Annotated in this window: 20 protein-coding genes and 2 pseudogenes; 8 read left to right on the forward strand and 14 right to left on the reverse strand. The window is 72.6% G+C overall.

Annotation, left to right across the window (positions count from 1 at the left end; all coding sequences use genetic code 11):
- Nucleotides 1-2: 2 nt before the first annotated feature.
- On the reverse strand, nt 3-962 hold the full coding sequence (deoC, locus tag AB0M18_RS02675; protein WP_365755040.1) for a deoxyribose-phosphate aldolase: 960 nt from the start codon (nt 960-962) through the stop codon (nt 3-5).
- A 217-nt stretch (nt 963-1,179) separates the two neighbouring features.
- On the opposite strand from deoC, the gene AB0M18_RS02680 reads away from it, so the two are divergent.
- Nucleotides 1,180-1,839: a PH domain-containing protein gene (locus tag AB0M18_RS02680; protein WP_365754882.1), complete on the forward strand. Its 660-nt coding sequence runs from the start codon at nt 1,180-1,182 to the stop codon at nt 1,837-1,839.
- Between the two features lie 91 nt (nt 1,840-1,930).
- Here the strand turns inward: AB0M18_RS02680 and AB0M18_RS02685 are convergent, their stop codons facing one another.
- The 4 genes from AB0M18_RS02685 to AB0M18_RS02700 all read right to left on the reverse strand — a co-directional run bounded on the left by AB0M18_RS02685 (nt 1,931) and on the right by AB0M18_RS02700 (nt 6,891).
- A complete protein-coding gene (locus AB0M18_RS02685) occupies nt 1,931-3,142 on the reverse strand; it encodes a hypothetical protein (RefSeq protein ID WP_365754884.1) in 1,212 nt (403 codons plus the stop codon).
- Between the two features lie 248 nt (nt 3,143-3,390).
- Complete coding sequence (locus AB0M18_RS02690) at nt 3,391-5,049, reverse strand: phospho-sugar mutase (RefSeq protein WP_365754886.1); 1,659 nt, start codon at nt 5,047-5,049, stop codon at nt 3,391-3,393.
- 426 nt (nt 5,050-5,475) lie between these two features.
- Nucleotides 5,476-6,279, reverse strand: a complete 804-nt coding sequence (locus tag AB0M18_RS02695; RefSeq protein ID WP_365754888.1) for a purine-nucleoside phosphorylase — start codon at nt 6,277-6,279, stop codon at nt 5,476-5,478.
- 174 nt (nt 6,280-6,453) lie between these two features.
- Nucleotides 6,454-6,891, reverse strand: coding sequence for a gamma-glutamylcyclotransferase (locus AB0M18_RS02700; RefSeq protein WP_365754889.1), 438 nt, complete (start codon nt 6,889-6,891; stop codon nt 6,454-6,456).
- Nucleotides 6,892-7,231: 340 nt separating this feature from the next.
- Here AB0M18_RS02700 and AB0M18_RS02705 point away from each other — a divergent pair, with 340 nt between their 5' ends.
- Both AB0M18_RS02705 and AB0M18_RS02710 read left to right on the forward strand, forming a co-directional pair.
- Nucleotides 7,232-8,671, forward strand: a complete 1,440-nt coding sequence (locus AB0M18_RS02705) for an NAD(P)H-quinone dehydrogenase (protein WP_365754891.1) — start codon at nt 7,232-7,234, stop codon at nt 8,669-8,671.
- Between the two features lie 190 nt (nt 8,672-8,861).
- Nucleotides 8,862-9,830, forward strand: coding sequence for a DeoR/GlpR family DNA-binding transcription regulator (locus tag AB0M18_RS02710; RefSeq protein ID WP_365754893.1), 969 nt, complete (start codon nt 8,862-8,864; stop codon nt 9,828-9,830).
- A gap of 22 nt (nt 9,831-9,852) precedes the next feature.
- On the opposite strand, the gene AB0M18_RS02715 is transcribed toward AB0M18_RS02710, so the two are convergent.
- The 3 genes from AB0M18_RS02715 to AB0M18_RS02725 form a co-directional block, all read right to left on the reverse strand.
- A complete protein-coding gene (locus AB0M18_RS02715) occupies nt 9,853-10,329 on the reverse strand; it encodes a hypothetical protein (RefSeq protein ID WP_365754895.1) in 477 nt (158 codons plus the stop codon).
- Nucleotides 10,326-10,871, reverse strand: a complete 546-nt coding sequence (locus tag AB0M18_RS02720) for a helix-turn-helix domain-containing protein (protein ID WP_365754897.1) — start codon at nt 10,869-10,871, stop codon at nt 10,326-10,328. Before AB0M18_RS02720 ends, AB0M18_RS02715 begins: the two co-directional genes overlap by 4 nt.
- A gap of 92 nt (nt 10,872-10,963) precedes the next feature.
- Nucleotides 10,964-12,718 (reverse strand): biotin carboxylase N-terminal domain-containing protein, encoded by a 1,755-nt coding sequence (locus AB0M18_RS02725; protein WP_365754899.1) that lies wholly within the window; start codon nt 12,716-12,718, stop codon nt 10,964-10,966.
- Nucleotides 12,719-13,122: 404 nt separating this feature from the next.
- On the opposite strand from AB0M18_RS02725, the gene AB0M18_RS02730 reads away from it, so the two are divergent.
- On the forward strand, nt 13,123-13,566 hold the full coding sequence (locus AB0M18_RS02730; RefSeq protein ID WP_365754901.1) for a hypothetical protein: 444 nt from the start codon (nt 13,123-13,125) through the stop codon (nt 13,564-13,566).
- A 9-nt stretch (nt 13,567-13,575) separates the two neighbouring features.
- On the opposite strand, the gene AB0M18_RS02735 is transcribed toward AB0M18_RS02730, so the two are convergent.
- From AB0M18_RS02735 to AB0M18_RS02750, 4 genes and pseudogenes are all read right to left on the reverse strand, one after another.
- A complete protein-coding gene (locus AB0M18_RS02735; RefSeq protein ID WP_365754903.1) occupies nt 13,576-14,181 on the reverse strand; it encodes a nucleoside triphosphate pyrophosphatase in 606 nt (201 codons plus the stop codon).
- A gap of 50 nt (nt 14,182-14,231) precedes the next feature.
- Nucleotides 14,232-14,360 carry a hypothetical protein gene (locus tag AB0M18_RS02740; RefSeq protein WP_365754905.1) on the reverse strand — a complete coding sequence of 43 codons (129 nt, stop codon included), beginning with the start codon at nt 14,358-14,360 and terminating at the stop codon, nt 14,232-14,234.
- A 71-nt stretch (nt 14,361-14,431) separates the two neighbouring features.
- Nucleotides 14,432-14,845, reverse strand: a pseudogene (locus AB0M18_RS02745) (TetR-like C-terminal domain-containing protein); the annotation flags it as partial.
- A 160-nt stretch (nt 14,846-15,005) separates the two neighbouring features.
- Nucleotides 15,006-16,205 (reverse strand): RNA-guided endonuclease TnpB family protein, encoded by a 1,200-nt coding sequence (locus AB0M18_RS02750; RefSeq protein WP_365754907.1) that lies wholly within the window; start codon nt 16,203-16,205, stop codon nt 15,006-15,008.
- A 59-nt stretch (nt 16,206-16,264) separates the two neighbouring features.
- On the opposite strand from AB0M18_RS02750, the pseudogene AB0M18_RS02755 reads away from it, so the two are divergent.
- Nucleotides 16,265-16,525 (forward strand): annotated as a pseudogene (locus AB0M18_RS02755) (MFS transporter); the annotation flags it as partial.
- A gap of 108 nt (nt 16,526-16,633) precedes the next feature.
- Here AB0M18_RS02755 and AB0M18_RS02760 read toward each other — a convergent pair.
- Both AB0M18_RS02760 and AB0M18_RS02765 read right to left on the reverse strand, forming a co-directional pair.
- A complete protein-coding gene (locus tag AB0M18_RS02760; RefSeq protein ID WP_365754908.1) occupies nt 16,634-16,846 on the reverse strand; it encodes an acyl-CoA carboxylase subunit epsilon in 213 nt (70 codons plus the stop codon).
- Between the two features lie 23 nt (nt 16,847-16,869).
- Nucleotides 16,870-18,474, reverse strand: a complete 1,605-nt coding sequence (locus AB0M18_RS02765) for an acyl-CoA carboxylase subunit beta (RefSeq protein WP_365754910.1) — start codon at nt 18,472-18,474, stop codon at nt 16,870-16,872.
- Nucleotides 18,475-18,608: 134 nt separating this feature from the next.
- Here AB0M18_RS02765 and AB0M18_RS02770 point away from each other — a divergent pair, with 134 nt between their 5' ends.
- From AB0M18_RS02770 to AB0M18_RS02780, 3 genes are all read left to right on the forward strand, one after another.
- Nucleotides 18,609-19,460, forward strand: a complete 852-nt coding sequence (locus AB0M18_RS02770) for a biotin--[acetyl-CoA-carboxylase] ligase (RefSeq protein WP_365754912.1) — start codon at nt 18,609-18,611, stop codon at nt 19,458-19,460.
- Between the two features lie 133 nt (nt 19,461-19,593).
- Nucleotides 19,594-20,790 (forward strand): adenylate/guanylate cyclase domain-containing protein, encoded by a 1,197-nt coding sequence (locus AB0M18_RS02775; protein WP_365754914.1) that lies wholly within the window; start codon nt 19,594-19,596, stop codon nt 20,788-20,790.
- A gap of 60 nt (nt 20,791-20,850) precedes the next feature.
- Nucleotides 20,851-21,645 carry an enoyl-CoA hydratase-related protein gene (locus AB0M18_RS02780; protein WP_365754916.1) on the forward strand — a complete coding sequence of 265 codons (795 nt, stop codon included), beginning with the start codon at nt 20,851-20,853 and terminating at the stop codon, nt 21,643-21,645.
- Nucleotides 21,646-21,696 lie beyond the last annotated feature (51 nt).

The raw sequence follows: 21,696 nt of genomic DNA on the forward strand, positions 1-21,696 counted from the left end.
GATCAGTCCACCGTCACGTAGTCGGGGCCGGAGTAGTGGCCGGTCGCCAGCTTCTGACGCTGCATGAGCAGGTCGTTGAGCAGGCTGGAGGCGCCGAAGCGGAACCAGTGGTTGTCCAGCCAGTCCGGACCGGCGGTCTCGTTGACCAGGACCAGGAACTTGATCGCTTCCTTGGTGTTGCGGATGCCGCCGGCCGGCTTCACGCCGATCTGGACGCCGGTCTGGGCGCGGAAGTCGCGCACGGCCTCCAGCATCAGGAGCGTGTTGGCGGGGGTGGCGTTGACCGCGACCTTGCCGGTCGAGGTCTTGATGAAGTCCGCGCCGGCGATCATGCCGAGCCAGGAGGCGCGGCGGATGTTGTCGTACGTGGACAGCTCGCCGGTCTCGAAGATCACCTTGAGCCGGGCGCGGTCGCCGCACTCGGCCTTGATGGCGGCGATCTGCTCGTAGACCTCCAGGTAGCGGCCGGCGAGGAAGGCGCCACGGTCGATGACCATGTCGATCTCGTCGGCGCCGGCGGCGATGGCGTCGGCGGTGTCGGCCAGCTTCACGGGGAGGGCGGCGCGGCCGGCCGGGAAGGCGGTGGCGACGGAGGCGACCTTGACGCCGGAGCCCTTGAGGGCGGCCTTGGCGGTGGCCACCATGTCGGGGTAGACGCAGACGGCGGCGGTCGTCGGGGTCGTGCGGTCGGTCGGATCGGGGTTGACGGCCTTGGCGGCGAGCGCCCGGACCTTGCCCGGGGTGTCCGCGCCTTCGAGCGTCGTCAGGTCGATCATCGAGATGGCCAGGTCGATGGCATAGGCCTTGGCCGTGGTCTTGATCGAGCGGGTGCCGAGGGACGCGGCGCGCGCCTCCAGGCCGACGGCGTCGACGCCGGGCAGCCCGTGGAGGAAGCGGCGCAGCGTGCTCTCGGACGTGGTCACGTCGGCGAAAGCATGTGCTGCAGGTGCAGTGGTGGGCATGGTCACCAGTCGAGCATATCTACGCGCGTAGCGGCGTGTACAGGCCCCCGCTCGTCCGAGCGTGCGAAAGCGCAGGCGGGCGTGGGGAGATCGGGGGAGGGGTGAGTCCTGTCACATGCCCGGGACATGGGCCGGACGGCTCCGGCAGACCTCCGGAAGACCATCGGAAGGCCCTCCGGAGGTCTTCCCGGTGTGACCGCTGAGGCAGAATCGGGCCATGACCTCCGCCGAGCCGCCCGCACCGCAGCCCTCCGAGCCCTCCGAGCCCTCCGGGCCCGTCAAGGACCGGGTCTTCCGGTCACCCCTCGGGATCGCGGGCGGCGTGTTCCTGCTCGTGCTCGCCGTGGTGCTCGGCGGCGACACGATCCTGCGCGGGGCCGGGCGGGCGCCGTGGCTGGCGCTGGCCGCGCTGCTCCTGGTGATCCCGCTGATCGTCGCGTTCACCGTGCGGCCGGCCGTGTTCGCCGGGGCCGAGCTGCTGCGGATCCGCAACCCCTTCCGGACCATCACGCTGCCCTGGGGCGCCATCGCCGACGTGCGGGCCGGCTACTCCAGCGAGGTGTTCACCCAGGAGGGCCACAAGTACCAGCTGTGGGCCGTCCCCGTCTCGCTGCGCCAGCGCAAGCGCGCCGCCCGCCAGGCCGCACGCGCCTCCCAGGACGACCCGCACGGGCGCACCTCGGTGACCGCCGACGTCAGCGACAAGGCCCGGGTCGCGACCGCCGACCAGTCGGTGGCCGACCTGCGCGAGATGGCCGAGCACCGCGGCGGCCTGCCGGAGGCGCAGGGCGAGCCGCGGATCCGCTGGGCGTACGAGGTGATCGCCCCGGCCGTCGCCGGTCTTGTGCTGCTCGTGGTCCTCACGGCGACGGGCTGACGGCTTCACTGACGGGTTCGGTGACGGGTTCGGTGACGGGTTCGGTGACGGCTTCGCGGGCGGGTTCCGGAGGCGTACGCCGGTGCAGGGCTCACGGCGGGCCCTGCCACACCAGCAGCATGTACGCCCCCAGCCACGCCGAGGACAGCGCCGCGCCGCCGAGCACCAGGGCCGCCGCCGGGATCCGGGTCCGGGACAGGGACATCGCCGGCGGGAGCAGCAGGGGGAAGGCGGGCACCAGGAAGCGGGCGCGGGGGAAATAGACACCGCCGCTACCCAGCACCACCAGCAGCAGCACCCCGGTGAACACCAGCAGCGGCAGCGGCTGGCGGTCCGTCAGGCACAGGAACCAGAGCCCGGCCGCGACCACGAGCACCACCGACACCACCGCGAGGAAGAACTGCGGATCGGCGGAGTAGGCGAGGTACTGGCGCATCCGGTACCGGGTCACCGCGCCGCCGTCCCACACATTGCCCCACACCCGCTGCACCGCGAAGTAGCCGTCCCAGCGGCCCACCCGGAACCCCACCCAGCCCACGTACGCCAGCCAGCCCAGCGGCGCCGCCGACGCGGCGAGCAGCGGCGCCCGGCCCTGCCGGCGGGCGGCGAGCAGACCCGCCGCCGAGACGGCCGCCGCGACCGCGATCCCGGTCGGCCGGGTGAGCCCCGCGCCGATCGCCAGGCCCGCCGCCCAGGCCCAGCGCCCGGTGAGCACCGCGTACAGCGCCCACGCCGCGAGTGCCGTGAACAGCGACTCCGTATAGCCCATCCACTGCACCAGGGCGACCGGCGTCGCACCCCACAGGACCGCGAGCAGCGTGCCGGTGCGCCGCCCGCCCAGCCGGTCGCCGACCGCGAACACGCCCCAGGCGGCGGCGAACGAGCACAGCACCGCGAGCACCAGGCCCACCGAGGCCCGCGAGCCCGGCGTGACCGCCGCGACGGCCTTCACCAGGGCCGGGTAGAGCGGGAAGAAGGCCAGGCTGCGCGGGGGACCGGTGAGCCGGTCGCCGTGCTCGTGGGTGTAGCCGTGGTCGGCGATCCCCAGGTACCAGAGGGAGTCCCAGGAGGTCGCGAGCGCCCGCCAGACCCCGTGGCCCTTGAGATGCGTCCAGTGCGCGAGGACGAGCAGGCCGAGCAGCCGGACCGCGAGGTAGCCGAGCAGGGCCGGGGCCGCGTGACGCAGCGCCCGCAGCCTGGTGTCGCCGCGCGCCGGCGCGGGTCCCGGGGGCGGTGCGGTGGGGAGGGGGATGCGGATACGGGGGACGCGGGCGGTGCGGCGGCGGGTCAGCTGCGACGGCATGGGAGACACCGGGCCACCCTGCCCCGCCGGGTCGGACCCGCCCGCGCGTCGCGCTCGCCGTCGTACCCGAATCACCCGGAAGGGCGAGGGCCCGTCGGGAGGGCCCGTAGCGAGGGCGGACAGCGAGGGCGCACGCGGAGGGCGCATACGGAGCGTCCGTTAGCGAGGGCGCATACGGAGAGCCCGTAGTGAGCGCGCATACGGAGGGCCCGTACGGAATCGGTTCCGTACGGGCCCTCGCGCGACTGCTACAGACCGGCCGCCTCCGCCAGGTCCTTCTTGATCGCGCCCAGCACGGTGGTGGCCGTCGCCCGCGCCGTCGCGAGCCCGCTCGCGTCGGCGACCGGCACCACGACCTCCAGGTAGCACTTGAGCTTGGGCTCGGTGCCGGACGGGCGGACGATCACCCGGGCCTTGTACTCGCCCTCCAGGTGGTAGCGCAGGCCGTCGGTCGGCGGCAGCGACTCCGTGCCCTTGGTCAGGTCCTCGGCCGAGACGACCGTGAGACCGGCCAGGTGCACCGGGGGCTTCTCGCGCAGCGCCGCCATCGCGTTCGCGATGACGCCCAGGTCCTCCACGCGCACCGACAGCTGGTCCGTGGCGTGCAGACCGTGCGCCACCGCCAGGTCGTCGAGCAGGTCCGTCAGCGTGCGGTCCTGCTCCTTCAGCTCCGAGGCCAGCTCGGCGATGAGCAGCGCCGCCGTGATGCCGTCCTTGTCGCGGACGCCCTCCGGGTCGACGCAGTAGCCGAGCGCCTCCTCGTAGCCGTACCGCAGACCGTCGACACGGGCGATCCACTTGAAGCCGGTCAGCGTCTCCTCGTAGCCGACGCCGGCCGCCTCGGCGATCCGGCCGAGCAGGGACGACGACACGATCGACTCCGCGAACACGCCCGTCGCGCCCTTGTGCACCAGGTGCGCGGCGAGCAGCGCGCCCACCTCGTCGCCGCGGAGCATCCGCCAGCCGCCCTCGACGGACGCGTCCGGCACGGCCACCGCGCAGCGGTCGGCGTCCGGGTCGTTGGCGATCACGATGTCGGGGTCCACGGCCCGGGCCGCCTCGAAGGCGAGGTCCATGGCACCCGGCTCCTCCGGGTTCGGGAACGCCACCGTCGGGAACGCCGGGTCCGGGTCCGCCTGCTCGGCGACCAGCGCCGGCGGCGGGAAGCCGTGCCGGCCGAAGGCGGCGGTCAGGACGTCCTTGCCGACGCCGTGCATGGCCGTGTAGACGGTCCGCACGGTACGGGGGGAGCCGGGGGTCAGGACCGTGTCCGTACGGGCCAGATAGGCCTCCAGGACGCCGTCGCCGAGCACCTCCCAGCCCTCGGCCGGGCGGGGCACGTCGTCCAGCGAACGGACCGCGTCGATCTCGGCGGCGATCTCCGCGTCCGCGGGCGGCACGATCTGCGAGCCGTCGCCCAGATAGACCTTGTAGCCGTTGTCGCGCGGCGGGTTGTGGCTCGCCGTCACCTCGACGCCGGCGACGGCGCCCAGGTGCCTTATGGCGTACGCGAGGACGGGCGTCGGCAGCGGGCGCGGCAGCAGCGCGGCGCGCAGCCCGGCGCCGGTCATCACGGCGGCGGTGTCGCGGGCGAAGTCGGCGGACTTGTAGCGGGCGTCGTAACCGATCACGACGAGACCGCCGTCCTGGCCCTTCGCCTTCAGGTACGCGGCGAGGCCCGCGGCGGCGCGGATCACGACGGTGCGGTTCATCCGCATCGGGCCCGCGCCGAGCTCCCCGCGCAGCCCGGCGGTGCCGAACTGCAGGGTGCCGGCGAAACGGGCGGCGAGCTCGTCCCGGGCGGCCTCGCCGCGGTCGAGGAGCGCGCCGAGCTCCTCACGGGTCTCGGGGTCGGGGTCCTCGGCGAGCCACGCCTGGGCCCGGGCGAGGAGGTCGTCCTGCGTCACGGTGGTGTGCCTTTCGGGGGTGCGGGAGGGAGGGCGGTGGGTGGGTGGGTGCGGGTGCGGTGGGATGCGGTGCCGCTGCGCGGAGCCTTTCCCCACCCCGCCCCTTCCCGACTGTGACATCTGCGGCTCCGCCGCGTGGGGAGGCGCCCGGACCCCCGCGCCTCAAACGCCGGCGGGGCTGGAATTCCGCCCGCCGGGCGGAACATCCAGCCCGTCCGGCGCTTGAGGACACGGCCGCAGGCCGTACGGGGGGGCTTGCCCCCGGTTACGGGAAGGGGCGGGGTGGGGGACAAGCCCCGCGCAGCGGCCCCTGGCACCCCGGCGTCCCCCGGCGAGCCGGACGGCCCGGCGGTCGGAGGCCGCCGCAGCGCTCCGAAGCCCGATCGGCCCCCTGGGGCCGATCGGTGCGAGGGGCGCGGGAAGAACTCAGATCCGGTCGAGCACCCGGGTCAGCAGCTCACCCATCCGCGCCGCCGAGTCGCGGCCCGCCTGGAGGACCTCCTCGTGGTTCAGCGGCTCGCCCGAGAGCCCCGCCGCCAGGTTGGTGACCAGGGAGATGCCCAGGACCTCGGCGCCGGCCTCGCGGGCCGCGATGGCCTCCAGGACGGTGGACATGCCGACCAGGTCGCCGCCGAGCACGCGGACCATGTTGATCTCGGCCGGGGTCTCGTAGTGCGGGCCGGGGAACTGGACGTACACGCCCTCCTCCAGCGTCGGGTCCACCTCCTTGCACAGCGCGCGCAGCCGCGGCGAGTACAGGTCCGTCAGGTCCACGAAGTTCGCGCCGACGATCGGGGAGGCCGCCGTCAGGTTGAGGTGGTCGCTGATGAGCACCGGCTGGCCGGGGCGCATGCCCTCGCGCAGGCCGCCGCAGCCGTTGGTGAGGACGACGGTCTTGACGCCCGCGGCCACGGCGGTGCGGACGCCGTGGGCGACGGCGGCGACGCCGCGGCCCTCGTAGTAGTGGGTGCGGCCGAGGAAGACCAGGGCGCGCTTCTCGCCGATCTTGTACGAGCGGATCTTGCCGCCGTGGCCCTCCACGGCCGGCGGCGGGAAGCCGGGCAGCTCGGTGACCGGGAACTCGGCCTCGGGCGCGCCGAGCGCGTCGACGGCGGGGGCCCAGCCGGAGCCCATGACCAGGGCGACGTCGTGGTTCTCGACGCCGGTCAGCTCGCGCAGGCGCGCGGCGGCGGCCTCGGCGGCCTCGTACGGGGTGGCAGTAGCGTTCACTGACTCTCTCGCCTCGGGGAGGGGGGTCCGAGGAGGAGGCCCCGGACGGATTTGATACGCCCAGCAGCCTAGCCGGAGAATCCCTACGCGCGTAGATGACGTCGCGCACGGACCTGCGATCGTTGTCTTGTCGTTTCCGACGAAGAGATCGGCCGCCCGTGCCTCGTCGGATCGTCAGCAGGGGCGCTTGCGCAGCTCCATCACGTAGTCGTGCGGCGCGCCCGCCGACTCCGCCGCGTCCGCGACCTCGCCCAGATAGCGGGCCGAGGGCAGCCCGCCCTCGTACGCGTCGAGCACGTACACCCAGGCCGGTTCGTCGCCGTCCAGCGTGTGCACCCGGACCCGCATCCGCCGGTAGATGTCGAGCCCGACACCCTCCCAGCGGTCCATCGACTCCTCGTCCATCGGCGCGATGTCGTACAGGGCCACGAACACCTGGGAGCTCGGGGACTCCACGATCGTGGCCAGCGCGCCCTCCCAGCCCATCTGCTCCCCGCCGAAGGTGAGCCGCCAGCCGTTCAGCCAGCCGGTGCCGCGCAGCGGCGAGTGCGGAGCGCGGCGGGTCATCAGCCGCGCGTCGAGGTTGCCGGCGTACGCGGCGTAGAGCGACATGGGGTCGAGGGTACGGGAGCGGGCGGGGTGGATGACGACGTCCCGGACGACGGGGAGACGACGGGAGTACGGCGCCGGAAAGTGACCCACGAGTAGGCCCCCGGCACAGCCCCACCCGTCCCGGCACCACGCCTCCGGCGACCCCGCACCCCGTCCCCGGCGCACCCGTCCCCGCCCCCGGCACACCCGCGCCACGCCCCCGTTCCGCCCCCGGCGCGTGGCTCGCCCGTGCGTACGGGACAATGGGGTACGCACTTGAAGCGTGCGGGACAATGGCGTACGCACTGCAGCCCAGCGGGGGGACTCCCCGGCAGAACGAGAGCGCGAGGCGTAGATCCCAGTGACCCGGATCGTGATCATCGGCGGCGGACCCGGCGGCTACGAGGCGGCCCTGGTGGGCGCCCAACTCGGCGCGGAGGTGACCGTCGTCGACTGTGACGGCCTCGGCGGCGCGTCCGTCCTGACCGACTGTGTTCCCTCCAAGACCCTGATCGCCACCGCCGAGGTGATGACCACCTTCGACTCCTCCTACGAGGAGCTGGGCATCATCGTGGCGGACGACACCCCGCACATCGAGCAGGCGGCCCGCGTCGTCGGCGTGGACCTGGGCAAGGTCAACCGCCGTGTGAAGCGGCTCGCGCTCGCCCAGTCGCACGACATCACCGCGTCCGTCACCCGGGCCGGCGCCCGCGTGCTGCGCGGCCGCGGCCGGCTGTCCGGCCGGCAGGCCATGGACGGCTCCCGCCAGGTGATCGTCACCGCCGCCGACGGCACCGAGGAGACGCTGACCGCCGACGCCGTGCTCATCGCCACCGGCGGGCACCCGCGCGAGCTGCCCGACGCCAAGCCGGACGGCGAGCGGATCCTCAACTGGACCCAGGTCTACGACCTCAAGGAGCTCCCCGAGGAGCTCATCGTGGTCGGTTCCGGTGTCACCGGTGCCGAGTTCGCCGGCGCCTACCAGGCGCTCGGCTCCCGGGTCACCCTCGTCTCGTCCCGCGACCGCGTCCTTCCGGGCGAGGACCCGGACGCCGCCGCGGTCCTGGAGGACGTGTTCCGCCGCCGCGGCATGAACGTGATGGCCCGCTCCCGCGCCGAGTCCGCCAAGCGGGTCGGCGACCGGGTCGAGGTCACCCTCGCCGACGGCCGGGTCATCTCCGGCACCCACTGCCTGATGGCGGTCGGCGCCATCCCCAACACCGCGGGCATGGGTCTGGAGGAGGCCGGCGTCCGGCTGAAGGACTCGGGCCACATCTGGACCGACCGGGTGTCCCGCACCTCGGCCCCCGGCGTGTACGCGGCGGGTGACGTCACCGGCGTCTTCGCGCTCGCCTCGGTGGCGGCCATGCAGGGCCGCATCGCGATGTACCACTTCCTCGGCGACGCGGTGGCCCCGCTGAACCTGAAGACGGTCTCCTCCAACGTCTTCACCGACCCGGAGATCGCCACCGTCGGCTACACCCAGGCCGACGTCGACGCCGGCAAGATCGAGGCCAAGGTCGTCAAGCTGCCGCTGCTGCGCAACCCGCGCGCCAAGATGCAGGGCATCCGGGACGGCTTCGTCAAGATCTTCTGCCGTCCGGGCACCGGCATCGTGGTCGGCGGCTGTGTCGTCGCGCCGCGTGCGAGCGAGCTGATCCACCCCATCTCGATCGCGGTCGACAACAATCTGACGGTTGAACAGATCGCAAATGCTTTCACCGTGTACCCCTCCCTGTCGGGCTCGATCGCGGAAGTGGCACGGCAGTTGCACACCCGAAAGGCCGCGGGCGAGGCGTAACCGGGAGGCCGGGCACCGTCCCGGCCTGCGGGAACGGTTCGCCGACTCGGACAACCCCCGGCAAGGCGGGGCATAGTCCTGGCACGGTCCGGATCAATGGCGGGGTCTCCCATAGCACGTGGAGGCCCCGCCTGTGTGCATCTTCTGCAAATCGGCCCAAAGTGCCGTCGGTCACGTTACTGTCGGTTTCGTGTTCGCTGCAGAACGTCGCCAGTTGATCCTCGAAATGGTGCGCGCCAATGGAGCCGTGTCGCTCCGCGAGCTCGCCCGCGTCGTCCAGACCTCAGAAGTGACCGTACGGCGAGACGTGCGGGCCCTGGAGGCCGAAGGACTCCTCGACCGCCGCCATGGCGGTGCGGTACTGCCGGGCGGGCTCACCCGCGAGTCCGGCTTCCCGCAGAAATCCCATCTCGCCACCGCCGAGAAGACGGCCATCGCCGATGTCGCCGCGAGTCTCGTCGAAGAGGGCGAGGCCGTCGTCGTCGGTGCCGGCACCACCACCCAGGAGCTGGCCCGCCGGCTCGCCCGGGTGCCCGGGCTCACCGTCGTCACCAACTCCCTGCTCGTCGCCCAGGCCCTCGCCCACGCCAACCGGGTCGAGGTCGTCATGACCGGCGGCACCCTGCGCGGTTCCAACTACGCGCTCGTGGGCAGCGGGGCCGAGCAGTCGCTGCAGGGGCTCCGGGTCTCCCGGGCCTTCCTGTCCGGCAGCGGCCTCACCGCCGAGCGTGGCCTCTCCACGTCCAACATGCTCTCCGCGAGCGTGGACCGGGCGCTGGTGCAGGCGGCGGCGGAGGTCGTGGTGCTCGCCGACCACACCAAGCTCGGCACCGACACCATGTTCCAGACGGTGCCGACCGATGTGATCACCCGCCTGGTCACCGACGAGCCCCCCGCGCACGACGAGCGCGCCGCCACCGAGTTGCAGGCCCTGGCCGACCAGGGCGTGCAGATCGCGGTGGCCGGCACCGGCGCCGCCGCGCACGGGGGAGAGCAGCACCCCCCGGGCGGCCGCCCGCGCCGTGACGTGCCGCTGCCGGGGCAGCGCGGCCGGCTGCCGGGCGGACAGTTCCGCGGCGGTCCCGGCGGCCCGCTGGGTGCCGATGTGCTCGCCCCCGAGCGCTCGGCCGCCCGCGTCGCGGACCTGCGCCGGCGCTGAGCGGCCGGTATCCGCGAGGAGCTCAGTCCCGTCGGTACGGGACGGGGGCGGCGGAGACGTCGTCGCTCTCCGCGATCTCCGTGCGGCCCCGCGCGAAGTGGTGGGCGAACTCGACCGCGTCGTCGAGCACCAGGGTCATGACCGGCGCGTCGGCGTACGGCGGCGTCTCCGGGCCGATGCGGTAGCCGGTGCGGATCACCTCGTCGTCCGGGCCGTGATCGGTGACGGCCCCGAAGCCCCAGGAGGCCCCGGAGGGCGGCGGGTCCCAGGTGCCGCTGACCCGCAGGTGGTAGCGGAGCTCCAGGAGGCCGGGGGCCGGGCAGTGCCAGCGGAACCGGCCCACGCTCAACTCCGAGCTCGCGCTGGAGAATTCGCTCCAGCCGCGGCCGTCCGGCAGGAAGCCCAGGGCGCTGGTCTCCATCGCGCCCACGTCGAACGGGCTGCTGCCCCAGTGGCCCACCAGGGCCATGTCCGGATGTGTCACAGTCGGATGTGTCACGGCATGATCCCCCGTACCGTCAGATCCAGCAGCCGGTCCGCCAACTCCGGGTCCTCCGGGGAGCGTTCGGCGGCCAGTGCGATGGCGTGCGCCAGTTTCGTCAGATCCTCGATGGGCACCCCGGTGCGCACCGCGCCCGCCTCCCGGGCCCGCGCGAGCAGCCGGTCGCCCGCCGCCCGCAGCGGTTCGCCGCACTCGGCGAGCGTCGAACTCCGCCCGGGCGCCACGGACATGAGCGCCACCGACAGACCGCGGTACTCGCGGGCGTGGGTGATCAGGGCCCGCAGCCACGCCACCAGGGCGACGCGCGGATCGGGCGCCCCGGCCAGTTCCGCCGCGCGGTCGAGCAGGCCGGCGAGCCCGTCCCGTACGACCGCGCCGAGCAGTGCCTCCCGGGTGGGGAAGTGCCGGTACAGGGTGCCGATGCCGACCCCCGCTCGGCGGGCGATGTCCTCCAGGGCCGCGTCCGTGCCGTGCGCGGCGAAGGCGGCCCGCGCCTCGGCGAGCAGCCGCTCGTGGTTGCGGCGCGCATCGGCCCGCATGCGTACGCCCTCTTCCTCGTGGTCCCGGTACGGCGAAGGGCCCGCGGGCGGCGATCCGCCCGCGGGCCCTCCGTACCGTACCTGTGCGGACGTCAGTCCTTGATCTCGCAGATCGCCGCGCCCGAGGTCACCGAGGCGCCGACCTCGGCGCTCAGGCCCTTGACGGTGCCGGAGCGGTGGGCGTTGAGCGGCTGCTCCATCTTCATGGCCTCCAGGACGACGATCAGATCGCCCTCCTTGACCTCCTGGCCCTCCTCCACCGCGACCTTGACGATGGTGCCCTGCATCGGGGACGCGAGGGTGTCGCCGGAGGCCGTCGGGCCGGACTTCTTGGCGGCGCGGCGCTTGGGCTTGGCGCCGGCGGCCAGGCCGGTGCGGGCCAGGGTCATGCCGAGCGACGACGGGAGGGAGACCTCCAGGCGCTTGCCGCCGACCTCGACCACGATGGTCTCGCGGCCGGTCTCGTCCTCGTCGGCCTCGCCGCCCGCCGGGGCGAAGGGCTTGATCTCGTTGACGAACTCGGTCTCGATCCACCGGGTGTGGACGCGGAACGGGTCGGCGGTGAACGCCGGGTCGACCACGACGGCCTGGTGGAACGGAATGGCCGTGGCCATGCCCTCGACCTTGAACTCGGCGAGCGCGCGGGCGGCGCGCTGCAGCGCCTGCTCGCGGGTGGCGCCGGTGACGATCAGCTTGGCGAGCAGCGAGTCCCAGGCCGGGCCGATGACCGAGCCGGTCTCGACGCCCGCGTCCAGGCGGACGCCCGGGCCGGTCGGCGGCGCGAAGGTGGTGACGGTGCCGGGGGCCGGGAGGAAGTTGCGGCCCGGGTCCTCGCCGTTGATGCGGAACTCGAAGGAGTGGCCGCGGACCTCCGGGTCGCCGTAGCCGAGCTCCTCGCCGTCGGCGATGCGGAACATCTCGCGGACCAGGTCGATGCCGGTGACCTCTTCGGTGACCGGGTGCTCGACCTGGAGGCGGGTGTTGACCTCCAGGAAGGAGATCGTGCCGTCGACACCGACGAGGAACTCGACGGTGCCGGCGCCGACGTAGCCGGCCTCCTTGAGGATGGCCTTCGACGCGGCGTACAGCTCCGCGTTCTGCTCGTCGCTCAGGAACGGGGCGGGGGCCTCCTCCACCAGCTTCTGGTGGCGCCGCTGGAGCGAGCAGTCACGGGTGGAGACGACCACGACGTTGCCGTGGGAGTCGGCGAGGCACTGGGTCTCGACGTGCCGCGGCTTGTCCAGGTAGCGCTCGACGAAGCACTCGCCGCGGCCGAAGGCGGCGACGGCCTCGCGGACGGCGGAGTCGTAGAGCTCCGGCACCTCTTCGAGGGTGCGGGCGACCTTCAGACCGCGGCCACCGCCACCGAAGGCGGCCTTGATCGCGATCGGCAGGCCGTGCTCCTCGGCGAAGGCGACGACCTCGTCGGCGCCCGAGACCGGGTCCGGGGTGCCGGCGACCAGCGGCGCGCCGGCGCGCTGGGCGATGTGCCGGGCGGCGACCTTGTCACCGAGGTCGCGGATGGCCTGCGGCGGCGGGCCGATCCAGGTCAGGCCGGCGTCGATCACGGCCTGGGCGAACTCCGCGTTCTCGGAGAGGAAGCCGTAGCCGGGGTGGATCGCGTCGGCGCCCGAGTCGGCAGCGGCCTGGAGCACCTTGGCGACATCCAGGTAACTGGTGGCCGGGGTGTCACCGCCCAGGGCGAACGCCTCGTCGGCCGCGCGGACGTGCAGAGCGTCCCGGTCCGGATCGGCGTAGACGGCTACGCTGGCGATCCCGGCGTCCCGGCAGGCCCGGGCGACGCGGACAGCGATTTCGCCACGGTTGGCGATGAGCACCTTGCGCACGATGGCTCCCTCCTTGAAACAAGCTGAGTTTAGGGACTGCCGACACGGCACTTCGACCCGTCCCCAATGGTGAGCTTGCCCACACGGAGCGTGAATCGAGGCTCGCTCGGGTCGTGAAATCCCTTGTCGCACCACGGTACGCAGGGATTCTTTACGGCACAGTAGCTCCGAGGTGTGGCGCAGGTCTCTGTTCCCGCGGCCAGTCGCCAAATGGGTTTCTTTGTGGAGTCCCTACGAATGGCTCAATGATTCTTTGCGCTGTCGCCGGACGGGCACCCCGTGGAAACCCGGTGACACGAACCCTTGTCCGGCCCTTGTCCGGCGGTTTACCGGTCAGTAGCCTTCGCCGTGTCGTACGTACCGTAGGTAACAGCCGTATCCACGGGATCCAGGGGGTGGCCGAGGTGGCCCGCAGACCGATAGCACTCGTGACGGCGGCGGTGCTCTTCCTCGAAGCGCCCGGCATCGTCGCGATCAACGCGGTGATGGCCCGCTTCGTGAAGGCCCAGTCGATGTCCCTCGACGGGCTGGATCCGGACGTCATGTACACCGGCACCTGGGCCCTCGGCATCGGCTCCGGCGCGCTGCTGCTCCTGTGCGGCCTGGTCCCGCTGATCGCCGCGATCCGCGACCGCCGCCCCGGCCGCCCGGGCCGCGCGCTGCTCGTCGGCTGCGCGGTCGTGCACGGGGTGCTCGGCGCGGTGGCGGTGGGGCTGCTCGGCTGGGCGGCCTTCGCGTTCCTGATGGCCGTGGTCGCCCTGATCGTGCTCACGCTGGTGGCGTACGGGGAGACCACGGCGCGCCCGGAGCAGGTGCCGGACGCGCCGGAGGCCCCGGCCGCAGCCTGAGGGTGCCTGCTAGGCCCAGAGGTCGGTGATCGAGACGTCCAGCTTGCGCAGCAGCGTGCGGAGCAGCGGCAGCGAGAGGCCGATGACATTGCCCGGGTCGCCGTCGATGCCCTCGATGAACGGCGCCGAGCGCCCGTCGAGCGTGAACGCGCCGGCCACGTGGAGGGGTTCGCCGCTGGCCACGTACGCGTCGATCTCGGCGTCCGTCGGGTCGCCGAAGCGGACGACGGTGGAGGCGGTGGCCGAGGCGTAGCGCTTGGCCGTCGTGTCGTACACGCAGTGGCCCGTCTGGAGGATGCCGACCCGGCCCCGCATCGACTTCCAGCGGGCGGTGGCCTCCGCGGCGTCGGCGGGCTTGCCGAGCGCCTGCTTGTCCAGCTCCAGGACCGAGTCGCAGCCGATGACCAGGGCGCCGCTCGCCTCCGGCTTGGCCGCGACGTGCGCGGCCTTGGCCTCGGCGAGGGCGAGCGCCAGCTCGGCGGGGGTCGGCGCGTGCACCTTGTCCTCGTCGACACCGCTCACGATCACCTCGGGTGCGAGTCCGGCCTGCCGGAGCAGTCCGAGCCGGGCGGGTGAGGCGGAGGCGAGCACGAGGCGGCGGCGATCAGCAGTCATGGGGGCAGCGTAGCGAGCGACGGGCGGGTCCTCCTCCCGTCGGCGGACGGTCAGCGTGCGCCGACCACGAACATCCACACCACTAACGCCAGGGCGATGACGACGCCTGCGCGCCGCAGCATCGCCTGCATCTCGCGCATGTCCTTCGGCGGCTCGTCTTCGGGGTCGGACCAGAGCATGGTCCGATCGTGCGGGGCGGGGCCGCCGGGGCGCCTGAGTACGGGTACTCAACCGCCCCGGTGCCAAAGGACTATTCCGCCCCTCCCGGCCCTCCGGTGCGGAACGCGCCGGCCGCCGCCGCGGCCAGGGCGGCGGTCACGGCCCGCTCCGCGTCGGCGGGGGTCAGCGGCTCGTGGGTGATCGCGAAGCGGTAGTAGAGCGGGGCCGAGACCGCGCGGAGCAGTTCGAGGGCGTCGGTGCCCGCCGGGAGCTCGCCGCGCGCCTCCGCGCGGGCCGCGACCGGCGCCCATTCGGCCAGGCGGGTGCGGTAGAAGCCGCGCAGCGCCGCCGCGCACTCCTCGTCGCAGGCCGCCGCCGCGATCACGGCCCGGAACACGGCGCCCATCCGCGGATCCGTGAGGGTCTCCCGTACGAGCGCGGCGTTGGCCCGCAGGTCGCCCGCGAGGCCGCCGGTGTCGGCGGCGGGCACGGACTGCTCGGCCAATCGGGCGTGACGGAGGCCGTGAAGGCCAGTGGGTGCCCTCTTCGGCGACGCAGGTCGTCGCGACGCTGGTGCGGGACCCCGCTGCCCTGGTCCCCCAAAGCCTCCATGCACTCTCGCTGGTCTTCCTGTTGGCATCCCCCTCTCGTTAGCGAGAGGACTCCTACAGCTCGCGCCGTGGGGCTTTCTGCTTCGTCGCCGGCTGCCCGCCCGGAGTTCTCCGTTGGGGTCTTACGCCGGCTCCACAGACCGACACCGCCAGCCCGGCGGCCTTGAGGTTCTTCGCCGAGTTCACGTCCCGGTCGTGGGTCGTGCCGCAGCCCTCGCACGTCCAGGTACGGACGTGCAGCGGCATGCTCTCGGCGAGCCTGCCGCAGTGGGAGCACAGCTTGGAGGAGGGGAAGAAGCGGTCGACCGCGATCACTTCCCGTCCGTACCAGGCGGCCTTGTACTCCAGCATGCCCCGGAACTCCGACCACGCCGCATCGCTGATAGCGCGGGCCAGGCTCCGGTTCTTGACCATCGTGCGCACGGTCAGGTCCTCGATCACGAGCGTTTGGTTCTCACGCACGAGTCGAGTGGTCAGCTTGTGCAGGTGGTCGCGCCGCCGGTCGGCGATGCGGGCATGGATCTTCGCGACCTTCCGCCGGGCCTTGGCCCGGTTGGCGCCGTCGCCTTTGGCCTTGCGAGCAAGGCTCCGCTGGGCCCTGGCCAGAGCGGCACGGTCACGACGTTCATGCCGGGGGTTGGCGATCTTCTCCCCCGTGGAGAGCGTCAGGAGGTGATCCAGGCCGACGTCGATACCGACGGCTGCGTCCGTGGCCGGGAGCGGCTTCACGAACGGGTCCTCGCACAGCAGGGAGACGAACCAGCGCCCCGCCGCATCCTGGCTCACGGTCACCGTGGACGGATGCGCTCCCCCAGGGAGCGGACGCGACCACACGATGTCCAGCGGCTCTGACATCTTCGCCAGGGTCAGCGTGCCGTCGCGGAAGCGGAACCCGCTGGTGGTGTACTCGGCGGACTTCCGGGACCGCTTCCGCGACTTGAAGCGCGGATATTTCGCCCGCTTGCCGAAGAAGCCGGTGAACGCCGCCTGCAGGTGTCGCAAGGCCTGCTGGAGCGGCACCGAGGACACGTCATTGAGGAACGCCAGCTCCTCAGTCCTCTTCCAGGCCGTCAACATCGCAGAAGTGGCGTTGTAGTTCACCCGCTCCTGCCGGGCCCACGCCTCGGTACGAGCCGCGAGCGCCAGGTTGTAGACCTTGCGCACGCACCCGAAGGTGCGCGACAGCTCGGCTGCCTGCGCATCAGTCGGATAGAAGCGGTACTTGAACGCCCGCCTCGCATGCGGCGTGGCCATGTTCACAAGGTAGCCAACCTGTGACTAAGCGACAAACCTGCTGGTCAGAGTGCCACACCGGCGGTATCGGCAACATGCTCGCCATCGTCGCCTTCATGGTCACCGCCACCTCCGGCCTGCCCGACGCCGAGCAGGGCATGGCCACCGGCATCGCCACCATGACCCAGCAGATCGGCATCACGCTCGGCACCCCGGTGATGAGCGCCGTCCTCGTCACGGCGACCGAGCTCCCGGACGGCATCTCCCGGGCGGTCCTCGTCAACGCGGCCCTGGTCCTGGCGGGCGCCCTCGCCTCGGCCGTCTTCCTGCGCCGCCGGTGAGTCCGGTGAGTCCGGTGAGTCCGGTGACCCCGGCGACCGCGCGTACGGCGAAGGCCGGATCCCCCGCACAAGGGATCCGGCCTTCGCCGTACCGGAACGCGTCGGTGTCTACACCGGCCAGTAGGACCGCGCCCAGGAGCGCGGGCCCGGGCGGTGGCGGACGCTGCGCGCGATGCGTGCCGGGTCCGACCAGCCCTCGGGAGCCGACGGGCCGCCGCTCTCGGCGGCTGCCGCCGCCGTCGCCGCGGCCCGGGCCTGGACCACCGCCAGGGCGGCGGCCAGCTCCTCGGGGGTCGGGTTGCCTCGTACGACCTTGATCACAACGGCTCCTTGAGGTCTAGGTCCTAGAGGGGGATGTTGCCGTGCTTCTTCGGAGGCAGGGATTCCCGCTTCGTACGCAGCTGACGCAGGCCCTTCACGATCTGCGGACGGGTCTCGGACGGCAGGATCACACCGTCGATGTACCCGCGCTCGGCCGCGATGTACGGGTTGAGCAGGGTGTCCTCGTACTCCTGGATGAGGCGGGTGCGCACCGCCTCGATGTCCTCGCCGTTCGCCTCCGCCTCGGCGATCGTGCGCCGGTGCAGGATGTTGACCGCGCCCTGCGCACCCATGACCGCGATCTGCGCGGTCGGCCAGGCCAGGTTGAGGTCGGCACCCAGGTGCTTGGAGCCCATGACGTCGTAGGCGCCGCCGAAGGCCTTGCGGGTGATGACCGTGATCAGCGGGACGGTCGCCTCGGCGTACGCGTAGATCAGCTTCGCGCCGCGCCGGATGATGCCCTCGTGCTCCTGGCCGACGCCCGGCAGGAAGCCCGGCACGTCGACGAAGGTGAGCACCGGGATGTTGAAGGCGTCGCAGGTGCGGACGAAGCGCGCGGCCTTCTCGCTCGCGCCGATGTCCAGGCAACCGGCGAACTGCATCGGCTGGTTGGCGACCACGCCGACCGGGAAGCCCTCGACGCGGCCGAAGCCGGTCAGGATGTTCGGCGCGAACAGCGCCTGGGTCTCCAGGAATTCGCCGTCGTCGAGGACGTGCTCGATGACGGTGTGCATGTCGTACGGCTGGTTCGCCGAGTCCGGGATCAGCGCGTCGAGCTCGCGGTCCTCGTCCGTCGCCTCGGTGTCGGCGACCTCCGGGTAGGCCGGCGGCTCGGAGAGGTTGTTCGAAGGCAGGTAGGACAGAAGGGACTTGACGTACTCGATCGCGTCCTTCTCGTCGCCCGACATGTGGTGGGCCACGCCCGAGGTCGTGTTGTGGGTGCGGGCGCCGCCCAGCTCCTCGAAGCCCACGTCCTCGCCGGTCACCGTCTTGATGACGTCGGGCCCGGTGATGAACATGTGCGAGGTCTGGTCCACCATCACCGTGAAGTCGGTGATCGCGGGCGAGTACACCGCGCCGCCCGCGCACGGGCCGACGATCAGCGAGATCTGCGGGATGACGCCGGAGGCGTGGGTGTTGCGGCGGAAGATCTCGCCGTACATGCCGAGCGCGCTCACGCCCTCCTGGATGCGGGCGCCGCCGGAGTCGTTGATGCCGACGACCGGGCAGCCCGTCTTCAGGGCGAAGTCCATGACCTTGATGATCTTCTGGCCGTACGTCTCGCCGAGCGCGCCGCCGAAGACGGTGAAGTCCTGCGAGAACACCGCGACCGGGCGCCCGTCCACGGTGCCGTAACCGGTCACCACGCCGTCGCCGTACGGGCGGTTCTTCTCCAGGCCGAAGTTGGTCGACCGGTGCCGGGCCAGCTCGTCCAGCTCCACGAACGAACCTTCGTCGAGCAGCAGTGCGATCCGCTCGCGCGCGGTCAGCTTCCCCTTCGCGTGCTGCTTCTCCACCGCCCGCTCGGAACCGGCGTGGGTGGCCTCGCCGATCCGGCGCTGCAGATCCGCGATCTTGCCCGCGGTCGTGTGAATGTCGATCTGGTGCTGCTCTGCCGGCTCGGACATCGGGATGCGGCTCCCTGCCTGGTCACGGGGGGTTCGTTGACTACGAATGGGCTACTGCCCTGCTACTGACCCGTAGCGTATCGGCGTCGATACGGTTCGGCAGTGCGGCGTTTGCCACACCTACGCTGGCTTGCATGACGTCCTCCCAAGGCTCCGCGGGACGCTGGTCCGACCTCGACCGGCCCCCTCTGAACGCTCCCGCCCTGCGCCACGCACTCGTGCTCCCCGGCGGACTGTGGACCTCCCTCGATGTCGTCGAGTCCACCGGCTCCACCAACTCCGACCTCGCCGCCCGCGCCGACGAAACCCCCGAGGGCGCGGTGCTCGTCGCCGAGCAGCAGACCTCCGGACGCGGCCGGCTCGACCGCACCTGGACCGCCCCCGCCCGCTCGGGCCTCTTCGTCTCCGTCCTCCTCAAGCCCGCCGTGCCCGTGCACCGCTGGGGCTGGCTGCCGCTGCTCACCGGAGTCGCCGCCGCGAGCGGCCTCGGGAAGGCCGCCGGCGTCGACCTCTCCCTCAAGTGGCCCAACGACCTCCTGGTGAAGGTCGGCGGCGAGGAGCGCAAGACCGGCGGCATCCTCGCCGAGCGGGCCGGCGCCGACGGCGTCGTCGTCGGTCTCGGCATCAACGTCACCCTCCGTGCGGACGAGCTCCCGGTGCCCGCCGCCGGCTCCCTCCTCCTCGCCGACGCCGTCTCCACCGACCGCGACACCCTGCTGCGGGCCGTCCTGCGCTCCCTGGAGCAGTGGTACGGCACGTGGGTACGGGCCGACGGCGACCCGGCCGCGTCCGGCCTCCAGGAGGCGTACACGGCCGGCTGCGCCACCCTCGGCCGCCGGGTCCGCGCCGACCTGCCGGGCGAGCGGATGCTGGAGGGCGACGCGGTCGGCGTCGACGGCGACGGACGGCTCGTCGTGGAGACCGAGGGCGGCGGCACCGAGGCGGTCGCGGCCGGCGACATCGTCCATCTGAGGGCCGCCGACTGACGAGGGTCTGGGGTTCACGCCCGTTCCGGGTGCGGTTCGGGCGTGAGCCAGCACACACCTGTCGTATCGTTGAGCGCGATCCACGCGACAGATCGGCAGGACAAGTGGGCAGGGAACGGGCAGGAGGCGGCCGGTGACCGTCGACGACGCGCACAACGGCGCCGACGACCCGAACGACGGCGCCGACGACCCGAACGGCGGTGCCGGGGCCGAAGAGCCGGCACCCGCCAACCCCACGTACCCCACCCCCCACCATGTCGTCGACCACACGGCCGAGCCGACCGACGACCCCCTCGCGATCCGCCTCGAACAGCTCATCCTCGGCGCCGACCGCCGCTACACGCCCTTCCAGGCCGCCCGCACCGCCGGCGTCTCCATGGAGCTCGCCTCGCGCTTCTGGCGCGCCATGGGCTTCGCCGACATCGGCCAGGCCAAGGCGCTCACCGAGGCCGACGTCCTCGCGCTGCGCCGGCTCGCCGGTCTCGTCGAGGCCGGACTGCTCAGCGAGCCGATGGCCGTCCAGGTCGCCCGCTCCACCGGCCAGACCACCGCGCGCCTTGCGGAATGGCAGATCGACTCCTTCCTGGAGGGCCTCACCGATCCGCCCGAGCCCGGCATGACCCGCGCCGAGGTCACGTACCCCCTGGTCGAACTGCTCCTGCCCGAGCTGGAGGAGTTCCTGATCTACGTGTGGCGCCGCCAGCTGGCCGCCGCCACCGGCCGGGTCGTGCAGGCCGCCGACGACGAGGAGATGGTCGACCGCCGGCTCGCCGTCGGCTTCGCCGACCTGGTCGGCTTCACCCGGCTCACCCGCCGCCTGGAGGAGGAGGAGCTCGGCGAACTCGTCGAGGCCTTCGAGACCACCTGCGCCGACCTGGTCGCCGCGCACGGCGGCCGGCTCATCAAGACCCTCGGCGACGAGGTGCTCTACTGCGCCGACGACGCCGGCACGGCCGCCGAGATCGGCCTGCGGCTCATCGAGACCCTCAGCCACGACGAGACCATGCCCGCGCTCCGGGTCGGCCTCGCCTTCGGCGCGGTCACGACCCGGATGGGCGACGTCTTCGGCACGACCGTGAACCTGGCCAGCCGGCTCACCTCGATAGCCCCCAAGGACGCCGTCCTGGTCGACAGCTCCCTCGCCGAGGAGCTGACCAGGGCCGGCGCGGCGCCCGTCTCCGAGACGCAGGCGGCGGAGGAGGCCGCCCGCGCCGAGAAGGAGGGCGACAAGCCGCCCACGTACCGCTTCGCGCTCCAGCCCATGTGGCAGCGGCCGGTGCGTGGACTGGGTGTCGTGGAGCCCTGGCTGCTGAGCCGTCGTCCGTCCTAGGATCTCCGGTGAACAGCCGTTAACAACCGTTAACCGGCTCCGACCGGGAGGGCCCTCAGGATGTCCGAGCAGCGTTTTGGTGAGTTCGTGGCGGTACGGAGGGACGAGCGCGGCCATGTCGCCGAGCTCGTCCTCGACCGGCCCAAGGCGATGAACGCGGTCTCCTCGGAGATGGCCCGCTCCATCGGCGCCGCGTGCGCCGCGCTCGCCGCCGACCCCTCCGTACGGGTCACGGTGCTGACCTCCTCCAACGACCGGGCCTTCTGCGTCGGCGCCGACCTCAAGGAGCGCAACTCCTTCAGCGACGCCGAGCTCGTCCGGCAGCGGCCGGTCGCCCGCGCCGCGTACACCGGCGTCCTGGAGCTGCCGATGCCGACCGTCGCGGCTGTGCACGGCTTCGCGCTCGGCGGCGGCTACGAGCTGGCGCTCGCCTGCGACGTGATCGTGGCCGACGCGAGCACCGTCGTGGGCCTGCCCGAGGTCTCGGTGGGCGTGATCCCCGGCGGTGGCGGTACGCAGCTGCTGCCGCGCCGGGTGGGCGCCGCGCGGGCCGCCGAGCTGGTCTTCACGGCCCGCCGGGTGGAGGCCGCCGAGGCCCGTGAGCTGGGGCTCGTGGACCTCGTGGAGGACGACGCCAAGGCCGCCGCGATGGAGCTGGCCGCCCGGATCGCGGTGAACTCGCCGGTCGGCCTGCGCGCCGCCAAGAAGGCCATGCGGCTCGGCCAGGGACTGGACCTGCGGGCGGGCCTGGAGGTCGAGGACGCGGCCTGGCGCTCGGTGGCCTTCTCCGGCGACCGCGCCGAGGGCGTCGCGGCCTTCAACGAGAAGCGGAAGCCGGAGTGGCCGGGCGAGTGAGCCTCGCCGGTGGGTGCGGGGGCGCCGGTCGTGCGCGCGCCAGTCGTGTGC

The organism is Streptomyces sp. NPDC051909 (assembly GCF_040681095.1).
Classification (GTDB): domain Bacteria; phylum Actinomycetota; class Actinomycetes; order Streptomycetales; family Streptomycetaceae; genus Streptomyces.

Bases quoted from the DNA above. Each gene is read 5' to 3' on its own strand.
- AB0M18_RS02680 (WP_365754882.1), top strand. From the start codon at position 1,180: ATGACCTCCGCCGAGCCGCCCGCACCGCAGCCCTCCGAGCCCTCCGAG.
- deoC (WP_365755040.1), bottom strand. From the start codon at position 962: ATGCCCACCACTGCACCTGCAGCACATGCTTTCGCCGACGTGACCACG.
- AB0M18_RS02750 (WP_365754907.1), bottom strand. From the start codon at position 16,205: ATGGCCACGCCGCATGCGAGGCGGGCGTTCAAGTACCGCTTCTATCCG.
- AB0M18_RS02685 (WP_365754884.1), bottom strand. From the start codon at position 3,142: ATGCCGTCGCAGCTGACCCGCCGCCGCACCGCCCGCGTCCCCCGTATC.
- AB0M18_RS02780 (WP_365754916.1), top strand. From the start codon at position 20,851: ATGTCCGAGCAGCGTTTTGGTGAGTTCGTGGCGGTACGGAGGGACGAG.
- AB0M18_RS02700 (WP_365754889.1), bottom strand. From the start codon at position 6,891: ATGTCGCTCTACGCCGCGTACGCCGGCAACCTCGACGCGCGGCTGATG.
- AB0M18_RS02720 (WP_365754897.1), bottom strand. From the start codon at position 10,871: ATGCGGGCCGATGCGCGCCGCAACCACGAGCGGCTGCTCGCCGAGGCG.
- AB0M18_RS02770 (WP_365754912.1), top strand. From the start codon at position 18,609: ATGACGTCCTCCCAAGGCTCCGCGGGACGCTGGTCCGACCTCGACCGG.
- AB0M18_RS02740 (WP_365754905.1), bottom strand. From the start codon at position 14,360: ATGCTCTGGTCCGACCCCGAAGACGAGCCGCCGAAGGACATGCGCGAG.
- AB0M18_RS02765 (WP_365754910.1), bottom strand. From the start codon at position 18,474: ATGTCCGAGCCGGCAGAGCAGCACCAGATCGACATTCACACGACCGCG.
- AB0M18_RS02735 (WP_365754903.1), bottom strand. From the start codon at position 14,181: ATGACTGCTGATCGCCGCCGCCTCGTGCTCGCCTCCGCCTCACCCGCC.